The following is a 15710-nucleotide window of genomic DNA, read 5'->3' on the forward strand; positions in this document are numbered from 1 at the left end:
AGATGGTCGACTATGCTAAAGAAAATATAAAATTCACAGATAAGGCTTTATAAAAATGTCAGATAAAATTTCAAAAAAATCAGTTTTTATTATTGATGGCTCTTCGTTTTTATACCGAGCTTATTATGCAGTTAAACCGCTTTATACGAGTAAGGGTTTGGCTGTTCAAGCTGTCTATGGTTTTTGCAGAATGATAAAAAAAATTATTGATCTTTTGCGGGTAGATCATGTCATTATCGTTTGGGATAGCAAAGGGAAAACTCATCGACACGAAATTTTTTCTGAGTACAAGGGAACCAGGCAAGCACCACCAAGTGACATTTTTGAACAAAAAGCATTGATTCAAGAGTTTGCGGATTTGGTAGGGATTTTGCAGCTTAGTCAGGTTGGAAAAGAGGCTGACGATCTGATGTTTAGCTTTGCAAAGAAAGTAGAAAAATCTGGGTATCAAGCAGTGCTTGTTTCTTCTGATAAAGATATGCGCCAGGCCTTGTCTGAAAATATTATAATTTTTGATCCATTTAAAGATGCTGTTATGGATGTAGCTGCTTGTCAGGATAGATATGGATTTGAAGTTTTTAAGTTGCCGTTTTACTTTTCAATTCTTGGCGATGCTTCTGATAATATTCCCGGAGTAAAAGGTATTGGTGAAAAGGGTGCAACTGATTTAGTAACGCAGTTTTCAAGCCTTAATGATATGTATGAAAATATTGATAAAATACCCAAGCAGCGGATCAAAGATCTTTTAATCGAGCATAAAGATAAGGCATATTTAAGTGAAAGATTATTTTTACTTCGCCTTTTTGACATTGATTTAACCGTTGAAGATACTGTTTTAAATCCAGCATCTTGGGCTAAAGCTGCACAGTTGTTCCAAAAATTAGAATTTAAAAGCTTGGTCAAAGATATTGAATTAAAGTATGGGATAGCCGAAATTGATGCTGTGGGCAATCAAATCTCATTAGACGTAGCATCAGAGAGTAGACCCTTACATGAAAAATATGACTTTGTTTTAATCAATCAAGAAAAACAGCTTGTTGATTTGTGTAAAAATTTATCTGAAGCAAAATCATTTGCAATTGATACTGAAACGACAAGGCTGGATCCTATGCAAGCAGAGCTTGTAGGTATTTCCATTGCTTATAAAGTTGGTCAGGCTTTTTATATTCCCCTTGGCCATAAACAAGAGTCTCAGCTTTCTATTGTGCAAGAAGCATCACCTTTAAAAAATGAACAGCAGCTTTCAAAAAAAATAGTAGTGGATCATCTTGGTCCAATTTTAAAAAATAAAAACATTGAAAAATATATGCACAATGCAAAATTTGATCAACTTGTGCTTAATCAAGCTGGGCTTGAAGTAGTTGGTGTGTCTTTTGATACTATGATTGCAGCAAGTTTGGCAACAAAAGAATGGGAAAAAAATGGGTTGAAAGATCTTTCTGAGCAGTTTTTTAATGAGACTATGTTGAACTATAAAGACATGATTAAGCAGCACAAGGCTCAAGATTTTTCTTATATTCCAGTATCTGTGGCAACACAGTATGCAGCGTCTGATGCGCATCAAACATTAAAATTGGTTTCAGTTTTCAAAAAAGAGCTTAAAGAGCAACTCTTAGATGATTTATTTTATAATATAGAGTTTCCAATAAATGATATTTTAGTGGCGATGCAACAAGAAGGTATTTTTTGCAGCGTTGATTTGCTCAAGCATTTAAGTGTTCAGGTTGATAAAGATTTAAAAAAAATTGAGCAAGAAATATTCTTGGTAGCCGGAAAAGAGATTAATTTAAACTCGCCAAAGCAGATAAGAGAGCTCTTATTTGATCAGTTAAAGCTAACGCCTCAAAAAAAGAGCGGGAAGGGGGCTACGTTTTCAACAGATGCAGAAGTTTTAAAAGCTTTGCAATTGGAGCATGAAGTTCCAAAAATGATGCTTGCTTACAGAGAGCTGTATAAATTAAAAAGTACATACATTGATGCTTTGCCAACATACATTAATCCAAAAACCCAGAGAATTCACACATCTTGGAATCAAACCATTGCTGCAACTGGTAGACTTTCAAGCTCAAACCCGAATTTACAAAATATTCCAAAAGATCGGCTTGAGTATGGAAAAGAATATGATGTTGATGTTCGATCTGCTTTTCAAGCAAAAAGTGGATGGAGTTTTATTTCGGCAGATTATTCTCAAATAGAGCTTCGGGTTCTTGCTCAACTTTCAAAGGATAAAAATCTGGTTCATGCGTTTTTATCAGGGCAAGACATTCATGCTCAGACAGCAGCAAAGATGTTTGATGTTGACTTGCCTCAAGTTACAGACGAACAACGATCGATTGGCAAGCGCTTAAACTTTTCGATTTTGTATGGCTTAACCGCTTATGGTCTATCAAAAGATATGTTAATTCCTTATGCTGATGCAAAAAAATATATAGATCTTTATTTTGAGCAGTATCCAGGAGTTTGTGCTTGGATGGAGGGCGTTGTGGAGTTTGTGAAAAAACATGGATATACACAAACTTTGTACGGTCGAAGACGTTACCTGCCTGGCATTTATGAAAAAAACAAAGGACTATTTGATCTTGCTAGGCGCATTGCTATAAATACTCCGGCTCAGGGAACTGCGGCAGAGGTGACAAAGCTTGGTATGATTTCTTTTGATAAAGCCATTAAAGACAGAGGCTTGCAAGCAAAGGTCTTGCTTCAAATACATGATGAATTGCTCGTTACCTGCCCAGACCAAGAGGTTGAGGAAGTGTCAAAATTATTAGAGAAAACATTGATTTCTGCGGTAGCTTGGGATATTCCATTGCAAGCTGCAATTAGGGTGGGTAAAAACTGGAGAGAAGTTACGAAGTAATCGCGCTTGCTGACTCTTGACATTGAGCCATAGATGGTCGAAAGGCAGCTTGAAAAGTGTTATTGAAAAAGGCTTTTTGTTGATTGATGCAAGCAGAGCCAAAGGGCAATATCTTGAGGTTGACATTTTAAATGAACCTGTGCACACTGTAACTATTAGAAATGCTTTAGCAGTCTGCATTTCAGTCTATAATTTTGGTCATTAGTTTTAAATGAAATCTTAACAAAAAACAATAAATTCTAAGGAATACGTATGGCAACCAGTAAATCCGGCGGTTCAACCTGTAACGGCCGGGATAGTAAAGGTCAAAGACTTGGCGTTAAACTTTATGCAGGAGAAGTAGTTACCGGTGGTGAAATTATCATCAGACAGCGCGGAACTAAATATCATCCTGGTAAATTTGTAGGTCGTGGAAAAGATGATACCTTGTATGCATTAGGTGCAGGATTTGTTGAATTCCATCGTGGATACAAAGATAGATTATTCGTATCCATCGTTGCTGAGCGAAAAACAGCAAAAGCTGCTTAAAAATTAAGTTGTTGTGAAGTATCATTTTCATCTGCGAGAAGAAAGAGAGAGAGTATTATGTACAAGTACAATTTTTTGAAATATAGCATTCCAAGTGTTTTGTTTACCATGGTAATTATTGGTGCTGGTGTTGCAAATTACTTTGTTCAAGGTGGTTTTAAATATAGTGTTGATTTTGCTGGTGGTACAGAAATGAGAGTTCAGTTTGAAAAAGCTGTAGATCTTGAGCCTATCAAAGCAGTTATTCATGATAAATGGCAGGGAACTGTTTATGGCGTGATTGGAACACCAGAAATTATTGTGCGTGTGCAAGAAATGCCTGAAAAGTTAGATGGTTTAAGCGATAAGATTATGGCATCTATCGACTCAGCATCGCAAGACAATCCTGGCAAGTTGGTTCAAATCAATAGCATTAGTCGTACAATTAGCGACAAGCTATGGATGGTTTGGCTTAAGGCAATAACAATAGCTCTTTTAAGTTTAGTTGCATATCTTTCGATACGATTTCAGTTTGCATTTGCTATCGGAGCGGTTATCGCTTTAGCCCATGATGCAATAATTGTTTTAGCTTGTTTTATGTTGCTTGGTAAAGAAATTTCAATTGATTTTATTGGCGCAATTATGGCAGTGCTGGCTTATTCAATTAATGACACAATTATTGTGTTTTCTCGCATTAGACAAAATATGAAAACTTTAAAAGGTAAGTCACTTTACGATATCGTAAATATTAGCCTTAATGAGCGTCTTCGTAGAACAATTTTAACAAGTTTTGCAACAGCGCTTGTTGTTATGTCATTGTTCTTGTTTGGTGGAGAGTCTATTAGAGATTTTGCATTAGCTATTTTGTTGGGAATCCTTTTTGGAACATTCTCTTCAATTTACATTGCAAGTCCAATTATGATGCTTTTTATGAGAGATCAAAAATAGACCATCAGATAAAAGCTGTTGCTTGAGTCCTGTAAATATTTCAGTTTAATAAAATTCAAAAACAGATAATTAAATCTATATGGAGAATCATTTGCAAAGATCGAATGATAATAAAGGACCGCGACCTGGTGCTGAGGCTAAGCCTCAAAAGCCAGCAGCCCCCTTAAAAAAACAAACAGTTCGTCCTTTAACGGAAGCAGAGCTTTTTGACATGCAAAGTGTTGAATTGGGTTACGTTGCTAAACGTTTGGGGATTATTGGATCAAGTTTTCTTTCTAAAGATACATTAATAAAAACAATTTTAGAGCAACAAGTAAAACCAGAGGTTGAGATTTTTGTTCTAGGTGTACTAGAAAGACTTCCTGATGGGTTTGGTTTTTTGCGATTCTCTGAATATGATTATATTTCTGGTCCAGATGATGTGTATGTTTCTCCTTCTTTAATTAGACGGTATAATTTACGAACTGGTGATGAAATTCACGGTAGCATCAGAAAGCCAAAAGAGGGTGAAAAATATTTTGCCTTACAAACAATTGATAAAATTAATGATCGACCAACAGAAGATACAACTTCAAGATTAAATTTTGATAGATTGACTCCTTTGCATCCAGATCAGAGATTTGATCTTGAGACAAATCCAAATTTTATCTCAACTCGAATTATGAACATTTTTACTCCGATTGGCAAAGGACAGCGTGGTCTTATCGTTGCGCCTCCAAAGGTTGGTAAAACGATGCTTCTTAAAGAAATTGCTTTAAGTTTGCTTCAAAAATATAAAGATATTCATATGATTGTTCTTTTAATTGATGAAAGACCTGAAGAGGTTTCTGATATGAAGCGAACAATCAAGGGCAATAATGTTGAAATTATAAGTTCTACTTTTGATGAATCTGCAGAAAGACACGTTCAGGTTGCAGAAATCGTACTAGAAAAAGCAAAGCGCTTGGTTGAGTATGGGGAAGATGTTGTAATCTTGCTTGATTCGATTACTCGTTTAGCCCGTGCTTATAACACAACAGCTCCAACTTCTGGAAAAGTTTTAACTGGTGGTATTGATGCGCATGCTCTTCAAAGACCAAAGCGTTTCTTTGGTGCTGCTAGAAAAACAGAAGAGTCTGGATCTTTGACAATTATAGCAACAGCTATGGTTGAAACTGGTTCGCGTATGGATGAAGTCATTTATGAAGAGTTTAAAGGTACTGGAAACATGGAGCTTCATCTTACTCGCAAGCTTTCAAATCGTAGAACCTTTCCGGCTTTTGACATTCTTTCTTCAAGCACTCGTCGCGATGATTTACTTCTTTCTGAAGATGAATTAAATCAAGCATGGATTCTTCATAGATTTTTATCAACCATGAATGTGGTTGAAGGAACTGAATTTGTTATCAACAAAATGAAGCAGTACAAAACGAATGAAGAGTTTTTTGAAAGCGTGAAAAAAACTGGTGGCAGCAATGCTGTCAGTGGCGGTGGAAGCAGCGGAAACACTGGTGGAGCTAACAATGGCTCAAGTCATAGTTCTGTAAATGGTGATCACCACTAAGGCTAGATTTTAAATGTATTTTAGATTTATTTAATAAAAAACGCTCCTGTAAAACGGAGCGTTTTTTGTTGAGATATTTTGCACTTTGCGGCTAAGGTTGATTTATGTTTTAGAGCAAATTAATACAAGCGCGGCTGTGGCAGAAGCGACAAGTACGCTGGTTGTGTATATTTTTTCAATTCTATATCCAGCGTCTAATCCCATATCGCTGCAATCGTCTCGCTCTTCAATAGAAAATCCAATAGGTCTTTGGTCGATAGGCTTGTCGTTTATGGTTAAATCATTGATCTTGGGCGCTGTGTGTATTTTTTTTTGAAAATCCTGCTTGATCTGGATGGCTAGTTTGAATTTATATTTTTTTAGTGCTTTGCCGTTGAATTTTAGTGGGGCTGCGCTTGAATTATTGAAGGTAAAAATAAGAGCAAGGGAGAGGGCTATATTGATTATAGCTTGTTTCATAAGAATCCTTTTATTGTTGAATTTTTTTCTGGTTGTATGCATTAAGTAAAAACGCAACGCCAATAAGAATTAAAGCTCCGCCTGATGCATAAGTTGTTGCTTTGCATTGTAGATCGTCATCTTGCTTTTTAGCAGCATCTATGAATTTCATTACCTGAGAAGAATTGTTAACAATTTGATCACTATCTTTACTTGGTGTTTTGTTTGGGCTTTGTTGATCAGGTAATTTTTCTAGGCTTGCGGTAGAAGAGTTTTTACTTAAAATAGGAGGGCTGTTTTTTCTAAGACTTAGTTCGGTTAATGATTCCAGTCTTGCAGGTGGGGCAAATAAAATTGAGTTGCAAAAGAACAGCGCTATAAAAGTTGATTTTTTCAACATTTTCCTTTCTAAAATATTACAAACAGTAATTGTTCGTAGTTATTTTATTTTCTTTTTAATAAAAAGCATAGTTTTTTGTTAAAATATGCTCTGAGTCGACAAAGTGAGTTGCTTGGTATTGTTTTTTTGTAGAAATTCGTAATTCTTTAAGGATAGCTTTTTCTAAAAAACCTGTAGCGACAAGTCATCAAATTTGTTCTGTTGTGCTTTGTAGTGTCCAACAAATGCAATCATGCCAGCGTTGTCAGTACAAAGCTTGACAGATGGGTAGAAAAGTTGTTTGGTTTCTATTTTGCAAACGTTTAATAATCGTTGTCGTAAATATTTATTACAAGCAACTCCGCCAACAAAACATACAGATTGAATTGTTGGATATGATTTTAAGGCCCTTGTTATTTTTTCTTCAAAAATATCACCGATGCAGACCAAAAGAGAGCTCGCAACTTTTTGTTGGAACTCTATGTCGTTAGATTTTAAAAATTCTTTAGTTGTTTGGTCGTATGCTTTTTGCTCAATCAGGCTATACAAAACAGCTGTTTTTAATCCAGAAAAGCTAAAGTTTAAGTTTTTCATGTTGCCGCGAGGGTATGAAAAAAAATCTTGAAAGTTAACTTGCTCAGCAAGCTTTTCAATTACTGGTCCACCAGGATATGGTAAATTCATAAGTTTTGCTATTTTATCAAAGGCTTCACCAGCAGCATCGTCAAGAGTTGTTCCAAGTATTTCATAGTTTCCAAAGTCATGCACAAGGTACAAAGACGAGTGGCCACCAGACGCAGTAAGAGCTAAGAATGGAAATGAAACATTGTTTTCAATGCAGGCAGAAAAAACATGGCCCTCTAGGTGATCAACGCCAATTAATTTTTTATTAAGTGAAAATGATATAGCTTTTGAAAATGCAACGCCAACCATGAGTGCGCCAGGTAGTCCTGGTTTGCTGGTAACAGCAATCGCATCTATGTCTTCAAGTGCTTTATTAGCCTTTGCAAGCGCTTGCTGCGTAACAACTATTATTTTTTCCATATGTTCTCGAGAAGCTATTTCTGGAATGACCCCACCAGTTGCAGCATGAAATGGGATTTGAGAAAATAGTTCGTTTGATAAAAGTCCGTCTTTTGTCGTATAAATGCTTGCCGCTGTTTCGTCACAAGAGCTTTCAATGCCCAAAATAGTTAAATTTTTCATTTTATTGCAACGCCGTAACAAGAACAGCTTGGGTAGGTATATTTTTTGTGGTTTTTGCATGAATTGCATCAATATCTAGAGCTGCAAGTCTTGCAATGGTAATTGCTCTATCCAGTTCTTTTTGGGTTGCTGTAGGCACAGCAATTATTGTTGGAACAATTCTAAAAACACATTCAGGTTTCCAGGATTGGATTTTAAGTCCAGCAATAAGAGATGGATCAAATAAAAATATAAGGCTGTTTTGTGGAATAACTCGCTGAGTTAATGCGTGCTCTTCAATTTTCCAGGTAAGAATTTGATGATCATCATCTTGCATTTCTCGTTGTGCTTGAAGTTTGTAGCAGATGTAAGAGTTGTCTTTAGTGAGCTTTAGGTGCTCAATGGTATTGCTTTCTTCGGTGATGCAAGTCATTGAGTGCGTAATTATTAGAAAAATAGTTTGGGTTTCGTTTTTGTCTACAAAAGAAAACTGAATTGAGTCATTGTTAATGCTTTGTTCTGTTTTTAACTTTTCTCCTTTGTAAAATATGCAAAGGTCATAATCCATTTGAATTGGAAATTCGATAGATCCTGAAAAAAGCTTTGTCGAGTCTTGCAAAAATGCTTGAGTTTGTTGAAAAATAGTTAGAAAAATTGCAATTATTGATAAATATGATTTTTTCATAAAACCCCGTGGTTTATAAGATTGATTTAGAAGGTTATCAGCCATCATCCTCTTTTTGGGCTATTTCTTATTTGTAATGTTATGATATACTAACTTATAAAATTGTACAAAATATTAAGATTTAAGCGTTTTAAATATTAAAATCTATGAAAATAATAGTTCAAAATAAAAAAGCTTTATTCGATTATGAAATAACTCGAAAAATTGAAGCAGGGGTTGTGCTCACTGGTGATGAGGTCAAATCACTTAGAGCGAAACGAGGGTCCTTAAATGGATCATTTGCAACCGTTAAAGGAAACGAGCTTTTTTTATTGAACTGCAATATCTCTATGTATTCACATGCATATTCAAAAAAAGATGACGACAGCGTAACGCGCAGTAGAAAACTTTTGTTACACCGCAAAGAATTGAATAAATTAATCGGTGAGATTTCGCAAAAGGGCGTCACGGTTGTCCCATTAAAAATATATTTTAATGGAAAAGGTCTGGTAAAAATTGAGCTTGGTGTTGGAAAACATCGTAAGGCTGAAGGTAAAAAAGAATTATTAAAAGAGCGAGACATTAATCGCGAAACTCAACGTGAATTGAAAAATCTTCGATAAAATCTAATTAAATAAGGTGTTATGTCTATGTTGATCAATACAATGTATTATTTTTTCTCTGCGGCTGCAGGGGTCGGTTGCTTGGTAATGTTTGCGTTGCAAACAAAAATCAGAGCTCAAAAGGTTACTGATGAGCGGGCTGCAAAAATTGCTTCATACATTCGTCGCGGAGCAATGACGTTTCTTTTAGAAGAGTACAAATTAATTGTGGCTGTTGCTTCGGCCATGGGCATCATTCTTTTTGCTTGCACCAAAGATCCAATTATTCCTATCGTTTTTATGGGCAGCGTTTTTCTTTCGCTCGTAGCAGGGTTTATAGGAATGCGTGCTGCAACTGATGCAAACGTTAGAACTGCATGCGCAGCAAAAGATAGCGGAGAGCGAGAAGCTTTGCTTGTTGCTTTCTTTGGTGGTGGAGTTATGGGCTTTGCCGTTGCAAGTTGCGGGCTTTTTGGATTAACTGTTTTATTTTATTTCTTTTTAGATAATGCAAATTTAAGTCAAATTATTACTGCTTTTGCAGCAGGTACGAGCTTGGTAGCTTTTTTTGCTAGAGTTGGTGGTGGAATTTATACAAAATCTGCTGACGTTGGTGCTGATTTAGTTGGAAAAGTTGAAGCTGGCATTCCGGAAGATGATCCTAGAAACCCAGCTGTTATTGCAGATAACGTTGGTGATTGCGTGGGCGATACCGCTGGAATGGGAGCAGATATTTATGAGTCATACATCGGCGGCATGGTTTCATGTTTCCTTCTTGCAACAAGTATGAACATGGGCGCTTTGTACATGACGCTTCCTTTGGTTCTTTGCGCAATTGGTCTTTTTGCTTCTGTGGGTGGGCTATTGTTTGGTTTGTTTGTAAAACAATCTCCATCAGCTCTTCTTCGTAACGCTCCATTCGTTGCAATCGTTTTATTCTTGATTGGTGCTTACGGATACATGTCTACAGCTGGCGTTGAAATGTGTTATTTTCTTGCTTGCTTTGTTGGTTGCATGTCTGGCTTACTTATTGGGTTTATCACAGAATATTACACTGGCATGTCTCCTGTTAGAAAAATAGCTGAAAGTGCACAGTCTGGTGCAGCAACTAATATTATTTATGGTTTGTCTGTTGGCATGGAATCGACAGCGCTTCCAACATTTTTAATTTGCGCAAGCATTTTAACTTCATTTACGCATGGTGGTGGCCTTTATGGAATCGCTCTTGCTGCAGTGGCAATGCTAGCTACGGTTGGAATTTCTATGACAGTTGATGCGTATGGTCCGATTGCAGACAATGCAGGCGGAATTGCTGAAATGTCAGGATTTGGAAAACCAGTCAGAGATATTACTGATGGCTTAGATGCGCTTGGAAATACTACAGCTGCAATCGGTAAAGGATTTGCAATTGGTTCAGCTCTTATGACAGCTGTTGCATTGTTTAGTGCTTTTGCAAAAGAAGCTGGCATTGTTTCTTTAAATGTTTTAGAGCCAATCGTTCTAGTTGGTGTTTTTATCGGTGGAGTAATTCCATTCTTGGTTTCATCTATGACTATGAGATCAGTTAGCCAAGCTGCATTAAAAATGGTTTTTGAGGTTCGTCGTCAGTTTAAAACTATTCCTGGACTTATGGAAGGAACTGCTGAACCTGACTATGAACAATGTATCTCAATTGCAACAAAGGCTGCGTTACACGAAATGTTGCTTCCTGGCTTGCTAGCTATCGCAACTCCAGTTATCGTTTTTTATAGCCTTGGCGTGCACGGTCTTGGCGGCATGTTAGTTGGCTCAACGGTTGTCGGTATTCTTCTTGCCTTGATGATGGCAAATGGTGGCGGCGCTTGGGACAATGCTAAAAAATATATCGAAAAAGGTAATTTGGGCGGCAAAGGATCTGATACTCATAAAGCTGCAGTTATCGGCGATATGGTTGGAGATCCATTTAAAGATACATCTGGTCCAGCTCTTAATATTTTAGTAAAACTTATGTCGATTGTTGCACTTTTATTAGTGTCGTAAAAATATTCGTTTAAGATTTTAGAATTTAAAAAAAGCCCCGGAGGTATTAATTACCTCCGGGGCTTTTTAGTTGTATGTTTTTGTTTAAATTTAGCTAGGCATTGCAACTGAATCAAAAGAGTTTTCTTTATCTTTCAGGTGAGCGAGCGGTGATGCTTCAACCGATGATATCATATCTGATCCTTGAGATACAGTATCTGACCCTAAATCTTCATTTTCAGAAAAGCTAGAAGATAACTCATTAATTGTTGCATGTGCTTCGTAAAGCGCTTCTGGCGCTAATGCATTTACGTTTGGTTGCCCATTTTGCGTTATCAGCATTGGATATTCTTCTTCGCTTGTGCTTGTTATGTAGAATGTCTCATTGTTTTCTAGGCTTTCGAAGTCTACATGAAAATGAAGTAATTCATTAGCATCAGTGTCTTCTGAGCCTGCTTTTTCAAGTTGAATGCAAATTTCTTCTGTTGGTAAAAATACCCTTTTTCCGTCAATTTCTTCAGAAAATTGAGACGGAATGTTAAAAGAAATTGTTGGTTTTTTTTCTACTTTTTCATGAGCAGTTTTTAATTTTTTTATGGATTCTTTGCCTTGGTACGAATTCTCTTCATCATGAGACTCGTTAACTGGGATAACGATTACGCTTACTATTTCTCCGTTTCCAGCAGCTGATAAAGTAAATGTTTTTCTTATGGTTTTAAGGCTTTTTACTGGACTTGTTGTAACCATGTTGTATCGGTCTATAGATTGCTCGTCTATTTTACTTGTGCTTACTGGTTCGTCTTGCGCATTGGGTTGAAAAAATGAGGCTTGTTTGTAATAAGACATCGGTGGTGTTGGATTCATTGAAATTTCTGACAGCTTGTTACTTGACTGTGTGATTTGTGAGAGTGATAGCCCAGCTATAACACATAGCATTAGCTTTTTAGAGATATTCATTTTTTGCTCCTTTTTAAGAACGGTTTTTAATCTACTTTCAGTTTTTCATAAAAAGCCCTTTAATAGCAAGAGTTTTTTGAAATAATTAAGGGCCATTTGTTAACCAAGTGGCCCTTAGCTGATTGGGGGCTTCTGTGTTCAAATTTTTTTTTGAAAAATTCGTTTTATTCTTAGCTTTTTTTCCTTGATTCTTTTGATGCAGCAGCTAGTTCTAATGTTTTTTGATCAAGCTTTTGTTTGTTTCCGCCAATTACATGATCGACTATCTGGCCATTGTTGATAAAAATAGTTGTTGGGTAGCCAGGAATTTTTATAGAACTATTGCTCAGCGCGGAGACCTTTTTATGCATAACTAGTCTTGGTCCGTTAGCTGTTGCGAAGCTTATCTTAGGATATTTTTTAGCAAGAGCTTTCATGTGCGGCTTTATCGATGAGCAGTGAGGGCAGGGGTCCATGTAGCCAAGAATGACTGTCGGCTTGCTGCTTGTTAGGGCTGCGTGCAAATCGTCTTCTGTTGTTATTTCGCTAACAACTCCTTCAATTATATTTTTAATTTCATGAAAGGTGTCAGTTGGTGGATTTGTTGCATGGCTAGCTACAAAAGTTGGAATTACGATAAAAGTTATGGACAATAAGAAAATAAATTTGTTTTTTGATTGCATTGTAAAAACCTCCATTTTTTCAATATGCTTATCATGATGCTAGCAAAGCGACGACTTAATAGTCAACAAATGGTTTAAGTTTTTATTTTAATTTAGCTTTGTTTTAGGCATTTAAAGTAGCTAAAAAAAGCTCTGGGAGGTTTTCATATAGAAAATGTCAAGAGAGTCATAATTTATAAAAAAAGAAAGTTTTTTTTGAATAAATATCTTAATTTTTTGCTTGATTATCCGGTCCGGTATGTTACGCTATTTGAACAATCTTATTAAAAACCTCTTTCCTGTAGGGGTTCTTAGTAAGATTTTTCACAATCTATCGATAAAAAGGAAGATGAAGCGATCTAGCATTTATTGATTTGTATTGATGTGTATTGAATAGTATTGATTCTATATGTAATTTTAACCGGAGTTTGGTGTGAATAATCAGATATTGCATTCTTTTGAAGGCAGCCTGGAGTCCCTGAAAGATTTTCAGTTTTTGATAAAGAATAAAGATGGTGTTTCACAGAGCTATTCTTTGTTGGATATACGTCAGATGCTTACATCCTCAATAAAAGGATTTGAGGCCGATATTTCAATTGAAAAAATTCTTTATCAGGTTAAAAAAAATCTTTTTGATGGGATGACGATATCTGAATTAGAAAATGTTTTAATTCTTTCAACGGTTCAATTTATTGAGCTTGATAATTCCTATAGCTTTATTTCTGCCAGGTTGTTACTTCGTAATCTTCATAACGAGATAATTGGTTTTTGGCCAGAAAATATACAAGCTGCTGACTATAAAAAATCATTTATTTCAGGCATTCAGCTTGGGGTTTCGACTGACAAATTTGATAAGAGGATGGTTGATTTTGACTTAGATTATTTGGCGCAGTCGATTGATCCTTCTCGGGACAATCTTTTGCAATATCTTGGTTTAAAAACATTGCATTCTCGTTATTTTAAGAGGCATGAAGGTAAGCATTTTGAGATGCCTCAATCTTTCTGGATGCGTGTGGCAATGGGGCTTGCGTTACTTGAAACAGATAAGAATCAGAAAGCTGTTGAATTTTATGACGTCATTTCTCAATTTTTATTTGTACCATCAACGCCAACTCTTTTGCATGCTGGTTTAAAGCGCGCTCAATTGAGTTCATGCTTTCTGAGCTACATTGGAGATGATTTAAATCATATTTTTAAAAGCATTGGCGATAATGCTCAGATGTCTAAATGGTCTGGCGGGGTTGCAAATGATTGGACCGCCCTTCGTGCAACAGGAGCAATGATTAAATCTATTGACGTTTCAAGCCAAGGAACAATTCCTTTTATGAAAGTTGCAAATGATACTACTGCAGCAATTAATCGTAGCGGTAGTCGTCGTGGAGCTGTGGTTGCATACATGGAAACTTGGCATTACGACTTTGAAGAGTTTTTAGACCTGAGAAGAAATACTGGCGATGACAGACGGCGTACTCATGATATGAATACTGCGGCATGGATTCCAGATCTTTTCATGAAGCGTGTTTTAAATGATCAAGATTGGACATTGTTTTCTCCTGATGAAACTCCTGAGCTTCATGAGATCTACGGTAAGCAATTCGACGCAAAGTATGAAGAATATGAGCAAAAAGCTAGAGATGGAGAAATCAGACTTTTTAAAGTAATCTCTGCAAAGTCTTTATGGCGTAAGCACTTAACTCGCTTATTTGAAACTGGTCATCCGTGGCCAACATTCAAAGATTCTTGCAACATTCGTTCTCCGCAAGATCATGTTGGTGTAATTCATTCTTCAAATCTTTGTACAGAAATTACGCTCAATACTAGTCGAGAAGAAACTGCTGTTTGTAACATTGGCTCAGTTAACTTATCTCAGTTTGTTCAAAATGGTTCGATAAATGAATCCTTGTTAGAAAAAACAGTTACGGTTGCAATGCGTATGCTCGATAACGTGATTGATATTACGTTCTATCCAATTAAAGAGGGCCAGGTTTCAAACTTTAGGCATCGTCCTGTGGGAATTGGGATGATGGGCCTCCAAGATGCGCTTTATAAGCTTGACGCTGCGTTTCAATCAGAAAAAGGACTTGAACTTTCTGATCAGTTTACAGAATCAATTTCATACTATGCAATTATGGCATCATCCATGCTTGCAAAAGAACGAGGAGCATATAGTTCCTACAAAGGCTCTAAGTGGGATCGTGGTATTTTGCCAATGGATACTATCGATTTGCTTGAAAAAGATCGAGGTATTGCTATTCCAAGGTTTGGAAAAGTAAAAAAAGATTGGTCTATTGTTAGAGATCAAGTTAAAAAACATGGCATGAGAAATTCAAATACTATGGCGATTGCTCCAACGGCAACGATATCAAACATTTCTGGATGTTTTCCATGTATTGAGCCGATTTATAAAAATTTATACGCTAAAGCAAATTCAAGCGGTGATTTCACCATTGCAAATAGCTTCTTGGTTGATGATTTGAAAAAATTAGGACTATGGAATGAAGACATGAGAGATCAATTGAAGTTTTATGATGGAAGTGTTCAGCAGATCGCAACAATTCCTGATCATTTAAAAGAAAAATATAAAACTTCGTTTGAAATTGATCCAATGTGGATGATAAAAATGAGTGCCTCTCGTGGTAAATGGATTGATCAGAGTCAGTCGCACAATGTATTTGCGCATGGAACATCGGGAAAATTACTCAATGATATTTACATGTATGCTTGGCAGTGTGGTTTAAAAACTATGTATTATCTGCGATCTCTTGGTGCTAGTCAGGTAGAAAAATCAACGCTTGATGCTGAAAAGTATGGTTTCACTCAAAAAAGAAATAATGACAAACCTGTTTCTGTGGAAGAAAAAGTCATTGTGCTGCAAGAAAAAACTGCAGATTTGATATCTGGTGGTTTAGATTTAGAAGTTGATGGAAAAGCCTGTAGCTTGGAAAATCCTGATTGCGAGTCTTGCCAGTAAAAAAGATTAAAATATAGCAC

At 36.3% G+C, this 15710-nt stretch carries 13 protein-coding genes; 7 read left to right on the plus strand and 6 right to left on the minus strand.

Annotation, left to right across the window (positions count from 1 at the left end; all coding sequences use genetic code 11):
- Positions 1–55 precede the first annotated feature (55 nt).
- The 4 genes from polA (at position 56) to rho (ending at position 5855) form a co-directional block, all read left to right on the plus strand.
- The gene (polA, locus tag NTU89_01895; GenBank protein ID MCX5923298.1) at positions 56–2857 is read left to right on the plus strand and encodes a DNA polymerase I; all 2802 of its coding nucleotides are present in this window, start codon (positions 56–58) and stop codon (positions 2855–2857) included.
- A 252-nt stretch (positions 2858–3109) separates the two neighbouring features.
- A complete protein-coding gene (rpmA, locus tag NTU89_01900) occupies positions 3110–3385 on the plus strand; it encodes a 50S ribosomal protein L27 (protein MCX5923299.1) in 276 nt (91 codons plus the stop codon).
- A gap of 57 nt (positions 3386–3442) precedes the next feature.
- The gene (secF, locus tag NTU89_01905) at positions 3443–4312 is read left to right on the plus strand and encodes a protein translocase subunit SecF (protein MCX5923300.1); all 870 of its coding nucleotides are present in this window, start codon (positions 3443–3445) and stop codon (positions 4310–4312) included.
- Between the two features lie 91 nt (positions 4313–4403).
- Complete coding sequence (rho, locus tag NTU89_01910; protein MCX5923301.1) at positions 4404–5855, plus strand: transcription termination factor Rho; 1452 nt, start codon at positions 4404–4406, stop codon at positions 5853–5855.
- 102 nt (positions 5856–5957) lie between these two features.
- Here rho and NTU89_01915 read toward each other — a convergent pair whose 3' ends face one another.
- The 4 genes from NTU89_01915 to NTU89_01930 all read right to left on the minus strand — a co-directional run bounded on the left by NTU89_01915 (position 5958) and on the right by NTU89_01930 (position 8542).
- Positions 5958–6314 carry a hypothetical protein gene (locus NTU89_01915; GenBank protein ID MCX5923302.1) on the minus strand — a complete coding sequence of 119 codons (357 nt, stop codon included), beginning with the start codon at positions 6312–6314 and terminating at the stop codon, positions 5958–5960.
- A gap of 10 nt (positions 6315–6324) precedes the next feature.
- Positions 6325–6690, minus strand: coding sequence for a hypothetical protein (locus tag NTU89_01920; GenBank protein ID MCX5923303.1), 366 nt, complete (start codon positions 6688–6690; stop codon positions 6325–6327).
- 165 nt (positions 6691–6855) lie between these two features.
- Entirely contained in the window at positions 6856–7878 is a 1023-nt protein-coding gene (gene tsaD, locus NTU89_01925; GenBank protein MCX5923304.1) for a tRNA (adenosine(37)-N6)-threonylcarbamoyltransferase complex transferase subunit TsaD, read from the minus strand.
- A 1-nt stretch (position 7879) separates the two neighbouring features.
- Positions 7880–8542, minus strand: coding sequence for a hypothetical protein (locus NTU89_01930; protein ID MCX5923305.1), 663 nt, complete (start codon positions 8540–8542; stop codon positions 7880–7882).
- A 146-nt stretch (positions 8543–8688) separates the two neighbouring features.
- Here NTU89_01930 and smpB point away from each other — a divergent pair, with 146 nt between their 5' ends.
- Positions 8689–9144, plus strand: coding sequence for an SsrA-binding protein SmpB (gene smpB / locus NTU89_01935; GenBank protein ID MCX5923306.1), 456 nt, complete (start codon positions 8689–8691; stop codon positions 9142–9144).
- A 27-nt stretch (positions 9145–9171) separates the two neighbouring features.
- Positions 9172–11142 carry a sodium-translocating pyrophosphatase gene (locus tag NTU89_01940; GenBank protein MCX5923307.1) on the plus strand — a complete coding sequence of 657 codons (1971 nt, stop codon included), beginning with the start codon at positions 9172–9174 and terminating at the stop codon, positions 11140–11142.
- A 90-nt stretch (positions 11143–11232) separates the two neighbouring features.
- On the opposite strand, the gene NTU89_01945 is transcribed toward NTU89_01940, so the two are convergent.
- Positions 11233–12078 (minus strand): hypothetical protein, encoded by an 846-nt coding sequence (locus NTU89_01945; GenBank protein ID MCX5923308.1) that lies wholly within the window; start codon positions 12076–12078, stop codon positions 11233–11235.
- Between the two features lie 170 nt (positions 12079–12248).
- The gene (locus tag NTU89_01950) at positions 12249–12740 is read right to left on the minus strand and encodes a thioredoxin family protein (protein MCX5923309.1); all 492 of its coding nucleotides are present in this window, start codon (positions 12738–12740) and stop codon (positions 12249–12251) included.
- A gap of 412 nt (positions 12741–13152) precedes the next feature.
- Here NTU89_01950 and NTU89_01955 point away from each other — a divergent pair, with 412 nt between their 5' ends.
- Positions 13153–15690, plus strand: a complete 2538-nt coding sequence (locus NTU89_01955) for a ribonucleoside-diphosphate reductase subunit alpha (protein ID MCX5923310.1) — start codon at positions 13153–13155, stop codon at positions 15688–15690.
- The last annotated feature ends 20 nt before the right edge of the window (positions 15691–15710 follow it).

Source organism: Candidatus Dependentiae bacterium, assembly GCA_026389065.1.
Taxonomy (GTDB): domain Bacteria; phylum Babelota; class Babeliae; order Babelales; family Chromulinivoraceae; genus JACPFN01.